The 13,713-nt window shown below is 63.9% G+C and carries 15 protein-coding genes; 10 read left to right on the forward strand and 5 right to left on the reverse strand.

What is annotated here, in order from left to right:
- The first annotated feature begins 76 nt into the window (after positions 1-76).
- The 4 genes from ACNFG0_RS10635 (at position 77) to ACNFG0_RS10650 (ending at position 3,093) form a co-directional block, all read left to right on the forward strand.
- A complete protein-coding gene (locus ACNFG0_RS10635; RefSeq protein ID WP_196145702.1) occupies positions 77-1,519 on the forward strand; it encodes a PLP-dependent aminotransferase family protein in 1,443 nt (480 codons plus the stop codon).
- A gap of 61 nt (positions 1,520-1,580) precedes the next feature.
- Positions 1,581-2,081 (forward strand): hypothetical protein, encoded by a 501-nt coding sequence (locus ACNFG0_RS10640; RefSeq protein ID WP_416764765.1) that lies wholly within the window; start codon positions 1,581-1,583, stop codon positions 2,079-2,081.
- Between the two features lie 118 nt (positions 2,082-2,199).
- Positions 2,200-2,454, forward strand: a complete 255-nt coding sequence (locus ACNFG0_RS10645) for a YkgJ family cysteine cluster protein (RefSeq protein ID WP_196145700.1) — start codon at positions 2,200-2,202, stop codon at positions 2,452-2,454.
- Between the two features lie 33 nt (positions 2,455-2,487).
- Positions 2,488-3,093 (forward strand): START domain-containing protein, encoded by a 606-nt coding sequence (locus tag ACNFG0_RS10650; protein ID WP_196145699.1) that lies wholly within the window; start codon positions 2,488-2,490, stop codon positions 3,091-3,093.
- 210 nt (positions 3,094-3,303) lie between these two features.
- Here ACNFG0_RS10650 and ACNFG0_RS10655 read toward each other — a convergent pair whose 3' ends face one another.
- Both ACNFG0_RS10655 and ACNFG0_RS10660 read right to left on the reverse strand, forming a co-directional pair.
- Positions 3,304-5,811, reverse strand: coding sequence for an ABC transporter permease (locus tag ACNFG0_RS10655; RefSeq protein WP_416764766.1), 2,508 nt, complete (start codon positions 5,809-5,811; stop codon positions 3,304-3,306).
- A complete protein-coding gene (locus tag ACNFG0_RS10660) occupies positions 5,811-6,494 on the reverse strand; it encodes an ABC transporter ATP-binding protein (protein ID WP_196145697.1) in 684 nt (227 codons plus the stop codon). Before ACNFG0_RS10660 ends, ACNFG0_RS10655 begins: the two co-directional genes overlap by 1 nt.
- A 10-nt stretch (positions 6,495-6,504) precedes the next feature.
- Here ACNFG0_RS10660 and ACNFG0_RS10665 point away from each other — a divergent pair, with 10 nt between their 5' ends.
- The 3 genes from ACNFG0_RS10665 to ACNFG0_RS10675 all read left to right on the forward strand — a co-directional run bounded on the left by ACNFG0_RS10665 (position 6,505) and on the right by ACNFG0_RS10675 (position 8,520).
- Entirely contained in the window at positions 6,505-7,110 is a 606-nt protein-coding gene (locus tag ACNFG0_RS10665) for an arylesterase (protein WP_416764768.1), read from the forward strand.
- Between the two features lie 58 nt (positions 7,111-7,168).
- Positions 7,169-7,450, forward strand: a complete 282-nt coding sequence (locus tag ACNFG0_RS10670; protein WP_196145695.1) for a hypothetical protein — start codon at positions 7,169-7,171, stop codon at positions 7,448-7,450.
- Positions 7,451-7,545: 95 nt separating this feature from the next.
- Positions 7,546-8,520 carry a L,D-transpeptidase family protein gene (locus ACNFG0_RS10675; RefSeq protein ID WP_196145694.1) on the forward strand — a complete coding sequence of 325 codons (975 nt, stop codon included), beginning with the start codon at positions 7,546-7,548 and terminating at the stop codon, positions 8,518-8,520.
- 155 nt (positions 8,521-8,675) lie between these two features.
- Here the strand turns inward: ACNFG0_RS10675 and oprI are convergent, their stop codons facing one another.
- Positions 8,676-8,927, reverse strand: a complete 252-nt coding sequence (oprI, locus tag ACNFG0_RS10680) for an outer membrane lipoprotei OprI (RefSeq protein ID WP_003259780.1) — start codon at positions 8,925-8,927, stop codon at positions 8,676-8,678.
- A gap of 493 nt (positions 8,928-9,420) precedes the next feature.
- Between oprI and ACNFG0_RS10685 the strand changes: the two genes are divergently transcribed.
- Positions 9,421-9,702, forward strand: coding sequence for a GNAT family N-acetyltransferase (locus ACNFG0_RS10685; RefSeq protein ID WP_084854752.1), 282 nt, complete (start codon positions 9,421-9,423; stop codon positions 9,700-9,702).
- Positions 9,703-9,767: 65 nt separating this feature from the next.
- Here the strand turns inward: ACNFG0_RS10685 and ACNFG0_RS10690 are convergent, their stop codons facing one another.
- Positions 9,768-10,844, reverse strand: coding sequence for a 3-deoxy-7-phosphoheptulonate synthase (locus tag ACNFG0_RS10690; RefSeq protein ID WP_196155105.1), 1,077 nt, complete (start codon positions 10,842-10,844; stop codon positions 9,768-9,770).
- 317 nt (positions 10,845-11,161) lie between these two features.
- Here ACNFG0_RS10690 and ACNFG0_RS10695 point away from each other — a divergent pair, with 317 nt between their 5' ends.
- Positions 11,162-11,659: a universal stress protein gene (locus ACNFG0_RS10695; RefSeq protein WP_196145692.1), complete on the forward strand. Its 498-nt coding sequence runs from the start codon at positions 11,162-11,164 to the stop codon at positions 11,657-11,659.
- A gap of 127 nt (positions 11,660-11,786) precedes the next feature.
- Positions 11,787-12,761, forward strand: coding sequence for an HTH-type transcriptional regulator CysB (cysB, locus tag ACNFG0_RS10700; protein WP_084854749.1), 975 nt, complete (start codon positions 11,787-11,789; stop codon positions 12,759-12,761).
- Positions 12,762-12,895: 134 nt separating this feature from the next.
- On the opposite strand, the gene ACNFG0_RS10705 is transcribed toward cysB, so the two are convergent.
- Positions 12,896-13,630, reverse strand: coding sequence for a phosphoadenylyl-sulfate reductase (locus ACNFG0_RS10705; protein ID WP_196145691.1), 735 nt, complete (start codon positions 13,628-13,630; stop codon positions 12,896-12,898).
- Positions 13,631-13,713 lie beyond the last annotated feature (83 nt).

Below are 13,713 nucleotides of genomic sequence, written 5' to 3' on the forward strand. Positions count from 1 at the left end.
GGCAACTGTTACGGTATTCTGACTCGGCTTTGAGTCGCACAAGAACAACGAACCCGTCAGCGTTTCGAGAGCCATCATGACCAACCTGCTGCTGTACCAGCGCATTGCCCAGCAACTGGCCGACGATATCCGCCGGGGCGTCTACCAGCCCGGCGAGCGCGTACCCTCGGTGCGCAAGATGAGCGCCCAGCTCAACGTCAGCCATGCCACGGTCCTGCAGGCCTATGCCAACCTCGAGGACCAGGGCCTGATCCGTGCGCGGCCGCAGTCGGGCTACTACGTGCACCAGACCCCCGCACTGACTGCCCAGACCCCGGAGATCGCCAGGGTCGAGCGGCCCGGGCTGGTCACCCGGGCGAGCATCATCCAGCAGGTACTGACCGAGGCGCGGCGCGATGGCGTGTTTCCGTTCGGCGCGGCGGTGCCGCACGTGGACTACCTGCCAGTGCGCGCGCTGCACCAGCAATTGGCCAAGGTCACGCGCTTCCACAGCCCACGGGCCTTCAGCTACATGTTCAGCCCCGGCTTCGAGCCGCTGCGCAGGCAGATCGCCATCCGCATGCGGGACGCCGGCGTTCTGGTCGACCCGCGCGAGGTGGTGGTCACCCATGGCTGCGTCGATGCCCTGCAGATGTCGTTGCGGGTGCTGACCCGCCCCGGTGACCTGATCGCCGCCGAGTCGCCCACCTATTACGGCCTGCTGCAGTTGGCCGATCTGCTGGGGCTCAAGGTGATCGAGATTCCCAGCGACCCGTCCACCGGTATCAGCCTGGAAGCCCTGCAGTTGGCGGCAAACCAATGGTCGATCAAGGCGCTGGTGCTGACCCCGCGCTTGAGCAACCCGTTGGGCGGCACCATCCCCGAAGACCGGCAGAAGCAGTTGCTGCGCCTGGCATCGGACTTCGATATCCAGATCGTCGAGGACGATATCTATGGCGAGCTGATGTTCGAGCAGGGCCGGACCAAGGCGCTCAAGGCCTTCGATCGGCTGGACCGGGTGATTTACTGCTCGAGCTTCTCCAAGACCTTGTCGCCTGGCGTGCGCGTGGGCTGGATGATCGCCGGCCGCTACCAGGACGAGATCCAGCGCCTGCAGACCTTCACCACCCATTCGGCCTGCAGCGTGACCCAGATGGGCGTAGCCGCGTACCTGGAGAACGGCGGCTACGACCGCCACCTGCGCTACATCCGCCAGGAGTACCGCAAGAACCTCAGCGCCTACCAGTTGGCAGTGCAGCAGCACTTCCCGGAAGGCACGCAGATGACCCGGCCGACCGGCGGCTTCATCCTCTGGGTCAGCTTGCCCGGGCGGGTCAACACCCAGGAATTGCACGTGCGTGCGCTGGAGCAGGGTATCAGCATCGCGCCGGGGCTGATCTTCAGCAACACCGAGCAGTTCAACCACTGCATCCGCCTCAACTGCGGTATCCCTTGGAACAAGGAGTCGGAGCGGGCGGTGATTACCCTGGGCCTGTTGGCGCACCAATTGTGCAAGGCGTCGACCGGTTCACTGCTGTAGGCTTGCCAGCTGTCACCGGAACAGAGAGCATAGGCATCTTTCCACCATGTTCCCGATGTCCATGAAAGCGCTGCGCTCTCTTGTCCTTTTACTGTGCCTGGCGCCCTTGTGCTTGGCCAGTGGCCAGTCTCATGCCGCCCAGTCGACCGACAAGGGGGCCTCGGCCCATGCCCAGGCCGCGTCGGCCAAGCCGGTGCGCAAGCAGGCGACGCACAAGCCCAAGGCGGCGACCAAGGTGCCTGCCCGCGCCAAGGCGAAGTCCACGGCCAGAGCGGCGCGCAAGAAACCCCTTGCCAAGTCGGTGACCCAGCCGCTGCCCAAGCCGAAACTGGACCTGAGCCTGCCGGCCTCGATGGTGGAGAACCTGGAACCTGAGGTGGGGGAACCCGTTGCGCGGCGCAAACCGTTGCTGCCCTCGATGTTCCCGCAAAAGCCCCTCAGCGATGACAGCCCATTCCAGCTCAACGGGCGGCTGATCAACAACGAGATGCAGCTGCAACTGCGCAACGACAGTCGCCATGACGTGGAAGGGGCGGCCATCGATTTCGAGTTTCGCCAATAGGTATGAACTGACTGCCGGGTCACGGCATATTTCATCCGTTTCGCAATTTCAAACGAATGTTTGAGCGGTTACTATCCAGGGACGTTCGTCCCGTTTTGCTCTTGGGAGTCCTGTTTTCATGAAATGCCGAGAGGGTTGTGGCGCCTGTTGCATTGCGCCTTCGATCAGCTCGCCGATGCCGCGCATGCCCCAGGGCAAACCGGCGGGTGAGCGCTGCCTGCACCTGACAGCGGGCAATCTCTGCGAGCTGTTCGGCAAGCCTGAGCGCCCGTCGGTCTGCGGTGGTTTCAAGGCCGATGTGGAGGTGTGTGGCAGCGATCGCGATGAGGCGATCAGGATTCTCGGTTGGTTGGAGCAGATGACGGCGGCGTGACAGGTTGGATCTTCGACAACAAGGAACAAGACGATGAGATCGATCAAGCGTATTGCACTGCTGTGTGGCATGGGTGTTCTGCTGTCGCCGGTGGCCTGGGCCGAGAACTGGCAGGTGGCCAAGGACGAGGACGGCATCAAGGTTTCCCTCAGCGAAGTGCCGGGCTCCAAGTACAAGGCCTACCAAGGCGTCACCGTGATCAAGGCGCCGCTGGCCAAGGTCAAGGCGTTGCAGGAGGACGTGGCCGGCGCCTGCAAATGGATTCATGAATGCAAGACGCAGAAGCTGCTCAAGCAGGAAGGTGATCAGAGCTGGACCTACACCCAGTTCAATACGCCTTGGCCGGTTACGCCGCGTGATTCGATCCTGCATGTGACCACCACGCAGGCGGCCGATGGCACCCTTACACGTAAGCTCGAGGAGCAGCCGAAGTACCTGCCCGAGGAGAAGGGCTATGTCCGGGTGGCGCAGGTCCAGGGCTTCTGGAAGCTCGTGCCCAAGGGCGACAGCACCGAAGTGACCTACCAGGTCCATACCGAGCCTGGCGGCAGCGTGCCCTCCTGGCTGGCCAACAAGTTCGTGGTCGATGCCCCGTTCAACACGCTCAAGGGCTTGCGCACCTTGGCCGAGCAGCCTTGACGCGCGGGTAACGCCCGCGATTGCGGAACCTCAGAAGCCGCGCGGATTTAGAGCGCGGCGCGGGCCATGTAGAAGTCACTGTCCTCTGTTTGCCTGTTCTGGCCAATCGCCGGCAAGTCGGCGCCCACTGTTGCGCGCCACTCTCGAGAGTGACGCAGGGCAGGGTGGGCGCTGGCTTGCCAGCAAGTGAATCACGCGGCGGCCCCGGGCCTAGGCCTCACGCAATACCGCCAGGGGGCTGGCATTCAGCGCCCGGCGGGTTCCGACCACGCCGGCTGCGCCTACTAGCAGTGCGCCCGCCAATGGCAATAGCAGTAACCACGGGTGCGGCGTCCAGGCCAGATCGAAGGCGTACCGGTACAGCACCCCGGTAATCACCTCGCATCCCACCGCCGCCAACAACCCGCTCACCGCCCCGAGCAGGCCGAATTCGATGCGCCTCGCCTTGACCAGCAACGGCCGGGCGGCCCCCAGCGCCCGTAGCAAGGCGCCTTGGCGAATGCGTTCATCGAGCGTCGCCTGGAGCCCTGCGAACAACACCGCCAACCCGGCCGCGAGTACGAACAACAACACGTATTCGACCGCCAGGGTCACCTGGGCCAGGATGCTGCGTAACTGTGCCAGTAGCGCATCGACCTGAAGAATGGTCACGGCCGGAAACGCCCGCGACAGTGCGACCACCTCGGCGTCATGCCCTGGCGCCAGGTAGAAGCTGGTCAGGTACGTGGTGGGCAGGCCTTGCAGGGTGCCGGGCTGGAAGATCATGTAGAAGTTGGGCTGGAAACTGTCCCAATGCACGGTGCGCAGGCTGCTGACCCGTGCCTGGCGCTGCTGGCCGCCGATATCGAAATCGAGGACATCACCAAGCTTGAGCGTGAGGCTTTCGGCCAACTGCGCCTCCACCGAAACCCCGGGAAGCCCGTCGTCGGCCGGCGGTGCGTTCCACCAGACCCCGGCGCTCAGGGCATTGCCCTGGGGCAGGTCGGCAGCCCAGGTCAGGCTGAGGTCGCGCTGCACGGCGCGCTCGCCGGTGGATTCCTTGCTCACCCGTTGGCGTACCGGCTGCCCGTTGATCTGCGTCAGGCGCCCTGGAATCACTGGGTACAAGGGCGCCGAGCTGGCATTGATCGCTTGCAGGCGCTGGGCGAAGGGATCGCGCTCGCTGGGCAGGATGTTCAGGGCGAAATGGTTGGGTGCGTCCTTGGGCAATTGGGCTTGCCAGGTATCGAGCAGCTCGCCACGCAGCAGTGCGACCAGGGCCATGGCCAGCAGGATCAGGCCGAAGGCCAGGGCCTGGCCTGCCGCAGCCATGGGGTGGCGCAGCAGTTGACCCAGGCCCAGGCGCCAAGGCAGGGGCGCTGCGGCTAGCAGGCGGCGCAGGCTGCGCAGACCGAGCAACAACAGGCCGCCGAGCAGCAGGGCGGCGAGCAGGCCACCGCCGAGCAAGGCGAAGGTCAATAGCAGGTCGAGGCTCAAGCGCCACATGATCAGGCCCAGGGCAAGCAGGGCGGCGCCGTATACCAGCCAACTGCTCGGCGGCATCGGCAACAGGTCGCGGCGCAGCACCCGCAGCGGTGGCACACGCCCTAGGGCTGCCAAGGGCGGCAGGGCGAAGCCGGCCAAGGCCACCAGGCCAGTGCCGACCCCAGCCAGGGCCGGCGCGATGCCGCCGGGCGGTACGTCGCCCGGAACCAGGCCATGCAGCAGGCCGAACAGGCCCAGTTGCGCCAGCCAGCCGAGCAGAGCGCCGGCCAGCGCTGCCACCAGGCCAAGCATGGCCAGTTGCAGGCAATACAGGCCCAAGGCCTGATGGCGTGATAGCCCCAGGCAGCGTAACAGCGCGCTGGCGTCCAGGCGGCGGGCGGCGTAGCGGCTGGCCGACAGGGCCACGGCAACGCCGGCCAGCAGCACCGCCACCAGGCTGGCCATGTTCAGGTAGCGCTCCGCCTTGCCCAGGGCGCCGCCGATCTGCCGGTTGCCATCGCGGGTATCGAGCAGGCGCTGGTTGGCTGCCAGGCCGTTTTCCAGCCCTTGACGGTACTGGGCCAAGGCTTGCGGTGTGCCTCGCCACAGCTCGCGGTAGCTGACCCGGCTGCCGGGCTGGATCACGCCCGTGGCTTCCAGGTCGGCGATGTTCATCAGCACGCGGGGCGTCAGGCTGTAGAAATTGCCGGCGCGGTCCGGCTCGTAGGTCAGCACCCGGGTCATGCGCAAGGTCTTGCTGCCGACGTCGATGCTGTCGCCGATCGACAGCCCCAGCGCCACCAGCAGGCGCGCTTCTACCCAGGCCTCGCCGGGCGCGGGGCCGCCCCCCGGGGTTTCCGGGCCGTAGGGCATGGCGGCGCTGCGCAGTTGGCCGCGCAGGGGGTAGGCCGTGTCGGCCGCCTTGACGCTCGACAGCTGGATGCCGGCATCCGCGCCGACCACGCTGGTGAACTCCACCACCTGCGCATGTTGCAACCCGGCGGCCCTGCCAGCGGCAAGCTGGTCGGCGCGCGCCGGGGAGCTGCCTTGCAGGACCAGGTCGGCGCCCAGGAACTCGCTGGCACGCAGTTGCATGGCGCCGTTCAGGCGCGCCCCGAAATAGCCGATGGCGGTACTGGCCGCCACAGCCACCAGCAGGGCGAAGAACAGCACCCGAACTTCGTTGGCGCGGGCATCGCGCAGCAACTGGCGCAGGGCCAGGCCGACCAGGCGGGAAAAGGGCAGGTGGGTCATCAGGGCTCCAGGGGCGCCACCAGGCGGCCGGCATCCAGGCGGATCAGACGACGGCAGCGCTGAGCCAGGCGCTCATCGTGGGTGACCAGCACCAGGGTGGTGCCGCGCTCCTTGTTCAGTTCGAACAACAGGTCGCTGATGCGTTCCCCGGTGTGGCTGTCGAGGTTGCCGGTGGGCTCGTCGGCGAACAGCACGGCCGGCTGGGCGGCGAAGGCGCGGGCGATCGCCACCCGCTGCTGCTCGCCGCCGGACAACTGCCGCGGCGTATGGCTCAGACGCTTGCCCAGGCCAACCCGTTCCAACAGGCTGCGGGCGTGCTCGCGGGCATCGCGGCGGCCGTCGAGCTCCAGCGGCAGCATGACGTTTTCCAGCGCATTGAGGCTGTCGAGCAACTGGAACGACTGGAAGACGAAGCCCACATGCTCGGCCCGTACCCGGGCGCGCTGGTCCTCGTCCAACGGGCCCAGGTCATGGCCGGCGAGGATGACCTTGCCGGCGCTGGGGCGGTCGAGGCCGGCGAGCAGGCCGAGTAGGGTCGACTTGCCCGAACCCGAGGCGCCGACGATGGCCAGGCTGTCGCCTTGCTCCAGGGCGAGGGAGAGCGGGTGGAGGATGGTCAGGTCACCTTCCGCGCTGGGGACCACTTTGCTAAGGTGCTGCGCAACGAGAATGCTGGGGCCCATGGAGAATCCGATGCGAGTGTGGTGGTTGAGTGCCGGCCTGGCCCTGTATTGCCTGGCCCAGACTGCGGCGGCGGGTACACTGCTGGTCGTCGGGGATAGTATCAGCGCCGGTTTTGGCCTGGATACCCGCCTGGGGTGGGTTTCCCTGCTGCAGCAGAAGCTCAGGGACGAGGGTTATGACGATCGGGTGGTCAATGCCTCGATCAGTGGCGACACCAGCGCAGGCGGCCAGGCGCGGCTGCCGGCGCTGCTTGCAACCCACCAGCCGAGCCTGGTGGTGCTGGAGTTGGGAGGCAATGATGGGCTGCGTGGCCAGCCGCCGCAGCAATTGCAACAAAATCTTGCCTCGATGATCGATCAGGCCCGCGAGGCCGGTGCCAAGGTGGTGTTACTGGGCATGCGCCTGCCGCCCAATTATGGCGTGCGCTACACCCAGGCGTTCGCCCTGGTCTACGAGCAGCTGTCGACCCAGAAACAGGTGCCGCTGGTGCCATTCTTCCTCGAAGGTGTCGGCGGCGTGCCGCAGATGATGCAGGCCGATGGCATCCATCCGGCCCAGGCTGCGCAGCAGCGATTGCTGGAAAATGCCTGGCCGGCGATAAAACCGCTGTTGTGACGCTTTTATCGGGGGCGGCTTTCGGCTAATGTTGCGCCCCCCGTTCCGAGAGCCCCCGATGCCACGCCCCGCCTGGTCCCTGTATGCCTATCAACTGATCGAGCCCGATGAGCAGCTCGACCTGTTCGCCTGCCAGGAGGTTCGCGTGCACCTGGTGGCTCGCCAGCTCGAGCTGGGCGTGCCGGTCGACCGCACTTTGTGCGGCGGCCTTCTGCCCGCTCAACCGCGCTGGTCCGGGGTGGAGCGCTCGGTCTATCGTGACGGTCGCCTGTGCCCGTTGTGCCGGGCGATCCTCGATGCCCAGCGGCGCGGCATGCGTCCGGTATGGCCGGAACTCTGAGCGCCTTCCATCATCTGAAGGGCAGACGCCTCCCGCTTGTATCGGCGCAGGTGTACAATCGATTCTCTTGACCTCTCTTTCGAAGGATTTACCGGATGTTGCCGCGCCTTCCCGCCGTCACCCGTAGCCTCTCCCTGGCCGCCCTGCTGGTAGCGGGGCCCACCGTTGCGTTGGAATTGCCGTTGCCACCTCCCGGTGAAGACATCGTCGGGCAGGTCCAGGTGATCAAGGCCAAGTACGAGGACACCTTTGCCGACATCGGTACTGCCAATGACCTTGGCTACACCGAAATGATCGCGGCCAACCCAGGCGTCGACCCCTGGCTGCCGGGCGCCGGCACCGAAATCATCCTGCCGACCCGCTACATCCTGCCGCCGGGGCCGCGTGAAGGCATCGTCATCAACCTGGCCGAGTATCGCCTGTACTACTACCCGAAAGGGCAGGGCGTGGTGCACACCTTCCCGCTGGGTATCGGCCGCGAAGGTTGGGGTTCGCCGATCGCCAACACCAAGATCACCGCCAAGACCCCGAACCCGACCTGGACACCACCGGCCTCGATCCGTGCCGAGCATGCCGCCGACGGCGACATCCTGCCCGCCGTGGTGCCAGCTGGGCCGGACAACCCGTTGGGGCCGTTCAAGTTCACCCTGGGCGTGCCGGGCTACCTGATCCATGGCTCGAACAAGAAGTTCGGTATCGGCATGCGCACCAGCCATGGCTGCTTCCGCATGCTCAACAACAACGTGCTGGAACTCTCCAAGATGGTGCCAGTGGGTACGCCGGTGCGCATCATCAACGAGCCCTATAAGTTCGGCATCAGTGGCGGCAAGGTCTATCTCGAGGCCCACACGCCTTTGGACGATCATGGCGATCCATCGGTGGTGGATAAACACACCGCGGTTATCAATGCCTTGCTCAAGCGCGAAGACTTGGCCAACAACCTGCGCATGAACTGGGACATGGTGCGCGATGTAGTGGCGGCGGAAGATGGCATGCCGGTGGAAATCGCTGTACCGGTCAGCGGGCAAGCGGCGCCGATGGTATCGAGCATTCCGCCAGAGCTGCAGTAACGGCGTTGTGTTTAACCCAGGGCCGGTGCCCAGTTAAACCCATAGCGAGGCCTGCCTTAGTGCAGGCCTTGTTCGTTTTTGCGGTGCGCTTTTCGCCAGGCAATAAAAAAGCCGACCCACTAGTGGGTCGGCTCCATAACAATCCGTGAGGATTATTACTTGCGGCTGGCTTTGTCCAGCATGCGCAGAGCGCGCTCGTTGGCTTCGTCAGCGGTCTGCTGAGCCTTCTGAGCGGCAGCCAGAGCGTCATCAGCCTTACGGTAGGCTTCATCGGCACGAGCTTGAGCGCGAGCTGCTGCGTCTTCGGTAGCAGTCAGGCGAGCTTCGGTTTCTTTGGAGACGCTGCTGCAACCGGTAGCCAGAACTGCGGCCAGGGCCAGAGCAGAGAATTTCAGAACGTTGTTCATCGTGTTCCCCTTCAAGGACTTTCTATTAAATAGCCATCTCTCGGAAAAGAGAAACTGGCCGGCGTACATAGTACCCATTACTTGTAGTAAGTAAACTGACTGAGCGCAAGAACTGCAAAAAAAATGTTGCCGGAAGGGGAGGAGGTGACAACCTTTGTATGGCCGGTGTGAAAATTTTGCGCAGCCTCCGTAAAGGGTTGTGTTACAGAAACTTTTTGTTGAACTAAAGGTGACTTCAACGGTCGGCTGGCGTCTTAGCCCTAGAACAAACGGGGGCTGTCGCAAAACGGTTCGAGGCATGCCTTGGGCATTTTTACCTGCTGCCACCTTGAGCAATCCTGCTTGTGGCGCCTACTATTTGTAGGTGCCCATGCTGCAGAACGATTCGGATCGCCTTGCGGTCCAAGGGGCAGGGGTGGCGTAGAGGTTCCTCCGCCGGAAAAAACCATCGGTAAAGGTAAGGGTCTGCCGACAAGACCTGCGAGGAGTAGTGATGAGTGAAGCGTTGACCATCCACCATGACCAGGCCGGTCATCAGTTCGAGACCAATGTGGACGGTCACCGGGCGTACCTGACGTACATGGACCTGGGCAAGCAGACGCTGGATATCTATCGCACCTTCGTGCCCAACGCCCTGCGCGGGCGGGGTATCGCCGCTGCCTTGACCGAAAAGGCCCTGGAGTACGCTGAACAGATGGGCTACACGGTGATCCCGTCCTGCTCGTATGTGGAGCGCTATATGGAACGCCAGCAGCGCCATTCGAGCAAGGCCTGAACCCGCTTGGTTCACCGAACATGAAAACGCCGGGCATTGCCCGGCGTTTTCGTTACTGCAAGGCGTCAGCCGCGCTGGCGCTGTGGCAGAACGTCCTTGAGCTTGGTACGCATGCTGCGCAGGGCCTTCTCGGTGGCACTCCAGTCGATGCAGGCATCGGTGATGGAAACGCCGTATTGCAGTTCGCCCAGGTCCTTCGGAATCGCCTGGCAGCCCCAGTTCAGGTGGCTCTCGACCATCAGGCCGATGATCGACTGGTTGCCTTCGAGGATCTGGTTGGCGACGTTCTCCATCACCAGCGGCTGCAGGGCCGGGTCTTTGTTGGAGTTGGCGTGGCTGCAGTCGACCATGATGTTGGGCTTGATCTTGGCCTTGGCCAGGTCCTGCTCGCACAGGGCGACGCTGACCGAATCATAGTTCGGCTTGCCGTTGCCGCCGCGCAGTACCACGTGGCCGTAGGCGTTGCCCTTGGTGGTGACGATGGACACGCCGCCTTCCTGGTTGATACCCAGGAAACGGTGCGGCTTGGAAACAGACTGCAAGGCATTGATGGCCACGGTCAGGCCGCCATCGGTGCCGTTCTTGAAACCGACCGCCGAGGACAGGCCCGAGGCCATTTCCCGGTGGGTCTGGGATTCGGTGGTGCGGGCGCCGATGGCCGACCAGCTGATCAGGTCCTGCAGGTACTGCGGCGAGATCGGGTCGAGGGCTTCGGTAGCGGTCGGCAGGCCCATTTCGGCCAGGTCCAGCAGCAGCTTGCGGCCAATGTGCAGGCCGTCCTGGATCTTGAAGGAGTCGTCCAGGTACGGGTCGTTGATCAGGCCCTTCCAGCCGACGGTGGTGCGCGGCTTCTCGAAGTACACGCGCATCACCAGGTACAGGGTGTCGGACACTTCTTCGGCCAGCACCTTCAGGCGCTCGGCGTATTCATGAGCAGCCTTGATGTCATGGATGGAGCAGGGGCCAACCACGACGAACAGTCGATGGTCCTTGCCGTCGAGGATATTGCGCACTACTTCGCGGCCGGCAGTCACGGTCTGCAGGGCCTGGGCGCTGAGGGGGAGTTCCTTCTTGAGCTGATCGGGGGTGATCAAGGTCTCGTTGGAGGCAACGTTAAGGTCGTCGATCGGTAAATCAGCCATCGTGTTACTCGTCAGGTCACGGGTGCCGGCCGCCAGCCCCGTGCGGCCCAGCAGCAAGATTGTTCGCAACGGGGAGCCGAACCTTAGCGCGTTACAAGGTGGCTCGACAATGGGCTGACCCCTGTCGTTACGGGGTTTTTACCGTCAAAACGACTTTTCATCGCCAAGTGGTATCCGACGGGCCCCCAGCGCCCCATCAAATCCCCTGTCCGGGCCCGCCAAGCCCGCGGCACCAGCGCGCCGGATGGCACGGGCGGCCTTGCACGGCGCTGCTAAGCTGAACCTTGCTCTGCCGTTGCGGCAGTCAAGGAGGTCGAATGATCCATTCCATGCTGTATGCCACCGACCTCGGGGTATACGCGCCTTTTGTCATGCAGCACGCCTTGGCCCTGGCGCGGACCTTCAACGCAGAGCTGTATGTGATCCATGCCGTGGAGCCCATGGGGCAGTTCGCCGAATCCCTGTTGCAAAGCTACCTCGATGAACAGACCTTGGATGCGCTGCACAGCGAGGGCGTGAATACGGTCCTGGCCAACATCGAGCAGCGGGTGCTGGAGAATTTTCGCGACGAACTGGGCGAGGAAGCGGACCTGGCCCTGATCCGTGCGGTCAGGGTACGCCAGGGTGACCCGGCCCACGTGATCATCGAGCAGGCCCGGCGGCTGAATGTCGACCTGCTGATCTTCGGCAGCCACAGCCAGGGGGCAGGGGTGGATGTACCGATTGGCCGCACCGCGGCGCGGTTGCTGCAATTGTCGCCGGTGCCCGTCTACATGGTGCCGCTGGCCCAGCATTTAGGGCGTAGGAAGGGGTGAAGACGGGGGTAGGTCGAATCCGTGGCATGTAACAAAATAGTTCTAGATTTATTTCGAGAACCACTAATATAGTTATATCTCGTCGCTGCCAGCTGCCGGTGACCTACCGCTGATCCGAGGGAAACCTATGAAGCTTCAACAACTGCGCTACATCTGGGAAGTGGCGCACCATGACCTCAATGTCTCCGCGACAGCGCAGAGCCTCTATACCTCCCAGCCCGGGATCAGCAAGCAGATCCGCCTGCTCGAGGACGAGCTAGGCGTCGAGGTCTTCGCCCGCAGCGGCAAGCACCTGACCCGCGTCACGCCGGCCGGTGAGCGCATCATCAACACCGCAGGCGAGATCCTGCGCAAGGTCGAGAGCATCAAGCAGATCGCCCAGGAATTCTCCAACGAGAAGAAGGGCACGCTGTCTATTGCCACTACCCACACCCAGGCGCGCTATGCGTTGCCGCCGGTGATCAGCAACTTCATCAAGCAATACCCGGAAGTCGCCCTGCACATGCATCAGGGCTCGCCGATGCAGATCGCCGAGATGGCCGCCGACGGTACCGTCGACTTCGCCATCGCCACCGAGGCGCTGGAGTTGTTCGGCGACCTGATCATGATGCCTTGCTATAAATGGAACCGCTGCGTGGTGGTGCCCCAGGGCCACCCGCTGACCAAGCTGCCGAAACTGACCCTCGAGGCGGTCGCCGAATACCCGATCGTCACCTATGTGTTTGGTTTCACCGGCCGTTCCAAACTCGACGAAGCCTTCAACCATCGCGGCCTGACGCCCAAGGTGGTGTTCACCGCGGCCGATGCCGACGTCATCAAGACCTATGTACGCCTGGGCCTGGGCGTGGGCATCGTGGCCAAGATGGCCGTGGATACCAAGCTCGACAGCGACTTGGTGGCGCTGGATGCCAGCGAGCTGTTCGAGGCCAGCATCACCAAGATCGGCTTCCGCCGGGGCACCTTCCTGCGTGGCTTCATGTGCGACTTCATCGAGAAGTTCGCCCCGCACCTGACCCGTGAGGTGATGGCCAAGGCGATCCAGTGCCATAACAAGCAGGAGCTGGAAGACCTGTTCGAAGGTGTCGAGCTGCCGGTGCACTGATCTGGCATTGCGGGGCTGCTTTGCAGCCCTTTCGCGGCACAAGGCCGCTCCTACACCTAATGAGATGGTCCTCCCAGGACCATAGATGTGGGAGCGGCCTTGTGCCGCGATGGGGCCGAAGCGACCCCGCTGATTTATGCCTTGGTTATCAGGTTGCCGGCGTGCAACCCGCATTCCTTCTGGGTGGACTCTTCCCACCACCAACGCCCTTCGCGCTCGTGCTGGTTCGGCAGCACCGGGCGGGTGCAGGGCTCGCAGCCGATGCTGATGAAGCCGCGCTCATGCAGGCTGTTGTAGGGCAGCTCGAGCATGCGGATATAACCCCAGACTTCCTCGCTGGTCATCTGCGCCAGCGGGTTGAACTTGTACAGGGTGCGCTCGGGCGTGGAGAACGCCGAATCCACTTCCAGCGCGGCCACCTGGCTGCGGGTGCCCGGGCTCTGATCGCGGCGCTGGCCGGTGGCCCAGGCGCTCACGGTGGCCAGCTTGCGGCGCAGCGGCTCGATCTTGCGGATGCCGCAGCACTCGCCGTGGCCGTCCTTGTAGAAGCTGAACAGGCCCTTTTCCTTGACGAAGGGGTCGAGCTTGTCGCGGTCGGGGCTGAGGATCTCGATCGGCAGGTTGTACTGTTCGCGGACCTGGTCGATGAAGCGGTAGGTCTCCGGGTGCAGGCGGCCGGTGTCGAGGCTGAACACCTTGACCTGCTTGTTCAGCTTCCAGGCCATGTCGACCAGCACCACGTCCTCGGCGCCGCTGAACGAGATCCACAGGTCATCGCCGAAGTGTTCGAAGGCGAGCTTGAGGATGTCCTGTGGGGACTTGCTGGCATAGGTCGCGGCCAGGGCGGCGACATCGAAGGGTTGGCTCATCAGGCGGTTTCCATCGGGTGAGTGGCGCTGTGCGCTCGTAATGGGCTGATGGTAACAAAAAATGGCTTTGGCAGTGTCTGTTC

The organism is Pseudomonas sp. NY15372, from assembly GCF_048068215.1.
Taxonomy (GTDB): domain Bacteria; phylum Pseudomonadota; class Gammaproteobacteria; order Pseudomonadales; family Pseudomonadaceae; genus Aquipseudomonas; species Aquipseudomonas guariconensis_A.

Coding starts and splice junctions, on each gene's coding strand:
- ACNFG0_RS10635 (WP_196145702.1), top strand. CDS start 77: ATGACCAACCTGCTGCTGTACCAGCGCATTGCCCAGCAACTGGCCGAC.
- ACNFG0_RS10640 (WP_416764765.1), top strand. CDS start 1,581: ATGAAAGCGCTGCGCTCTCTTGTCCTTTTACTGTGCCTGGCGCCCTTG.
- ACNFG0_RS10645 (WP_196145700.1), top strand. CDS start 2,200: ATGAAATGCCGAGAGGGTTGTGGCGCCTGTTGCATTGCGCCTTCGATC.
- ACNFG0_RS10650 (WP_196145699.1), top strand. CDS start 2,488: ATGAGATCGATCAAGCGTATTGCACTGCTGTGTGGCATGGGTGTTCTG.
- ACNFG0_RS10655 (WP_416764766.1), bottom strand. CDS start 5,811: ATGACCCACCTGCCCTTTTCCCGCCTGGTCGGCCTGGCCCTGCGCCAG.
- ACNFG0_RS10660 (WP_196145697.1), bottom strand. CDS start 6,494: ATGGGCCCCAGCATTCTCGTTGCGCAGCACCTTAGCAAAGTGGTCCCC.
- ACNFG0_RS10665 (WP_416764768.1), top strand. CDS start 6,505: ATGCGAGTGTGGTGGTTGAGTGCCGGCCTGGCCCTGTATTGCCTGGCC.
- ACNFG0_RS10670 (WP_196145695.1), top strand. CDS start 7,169: ATGCCACGCCCCGCCTGGTCCCTGTATGCCTATCAACTGATCGAGCCC.
- ACNFG0_RS10675 (WP_196145694.1), top strand. CDS start 7,546: ATGTTGCCGCGCCTTCCCGCCGTCACCCGTAGCCTCTCCCTGGCCGCC.
- oprI (WP_003259780.1), bottom strand. CDS start 8,927: ATGAACAACGTTCTGAAATTCTCTGCTCTGGCCCTGGCCGCAGTTCTG.
- ACNFG0_RS10685 (WP_084854752.1), top strand. CDS start 9,421: ATGAGTGAAGCGTTGACCATCCACCATGACCAGGCCGGTCATCAGTTC.
- ACNFG0_RS10690 (WP_196155105.1), bottom strand. CDS start 10,844: ATGGCTGATTTACCGATCGACGACCTTAACGTTGCCTCCAACGAGACC.
- ACNFG0_RS10695 (WP_196145692.1), top strand. CDS start 11,162: ATGATCCATTCCATGCTGTATGCCACCGACCTCGGGGTATACGCGCCT.
- cysB (WP_084854749.1), top strand. CDS start 11,787: ATGAAGCTTCAACAACTGCGCTACATCTGGGAAGTGGCGCACCATGAC.
- ACNFG0_RS10705 (WP_196145691.1), bottom strand. CDS start 13,630: ATGAGCCAACCCTTCGATGTCGCCGCCCTGGCCGCGACCTATGCCAGC.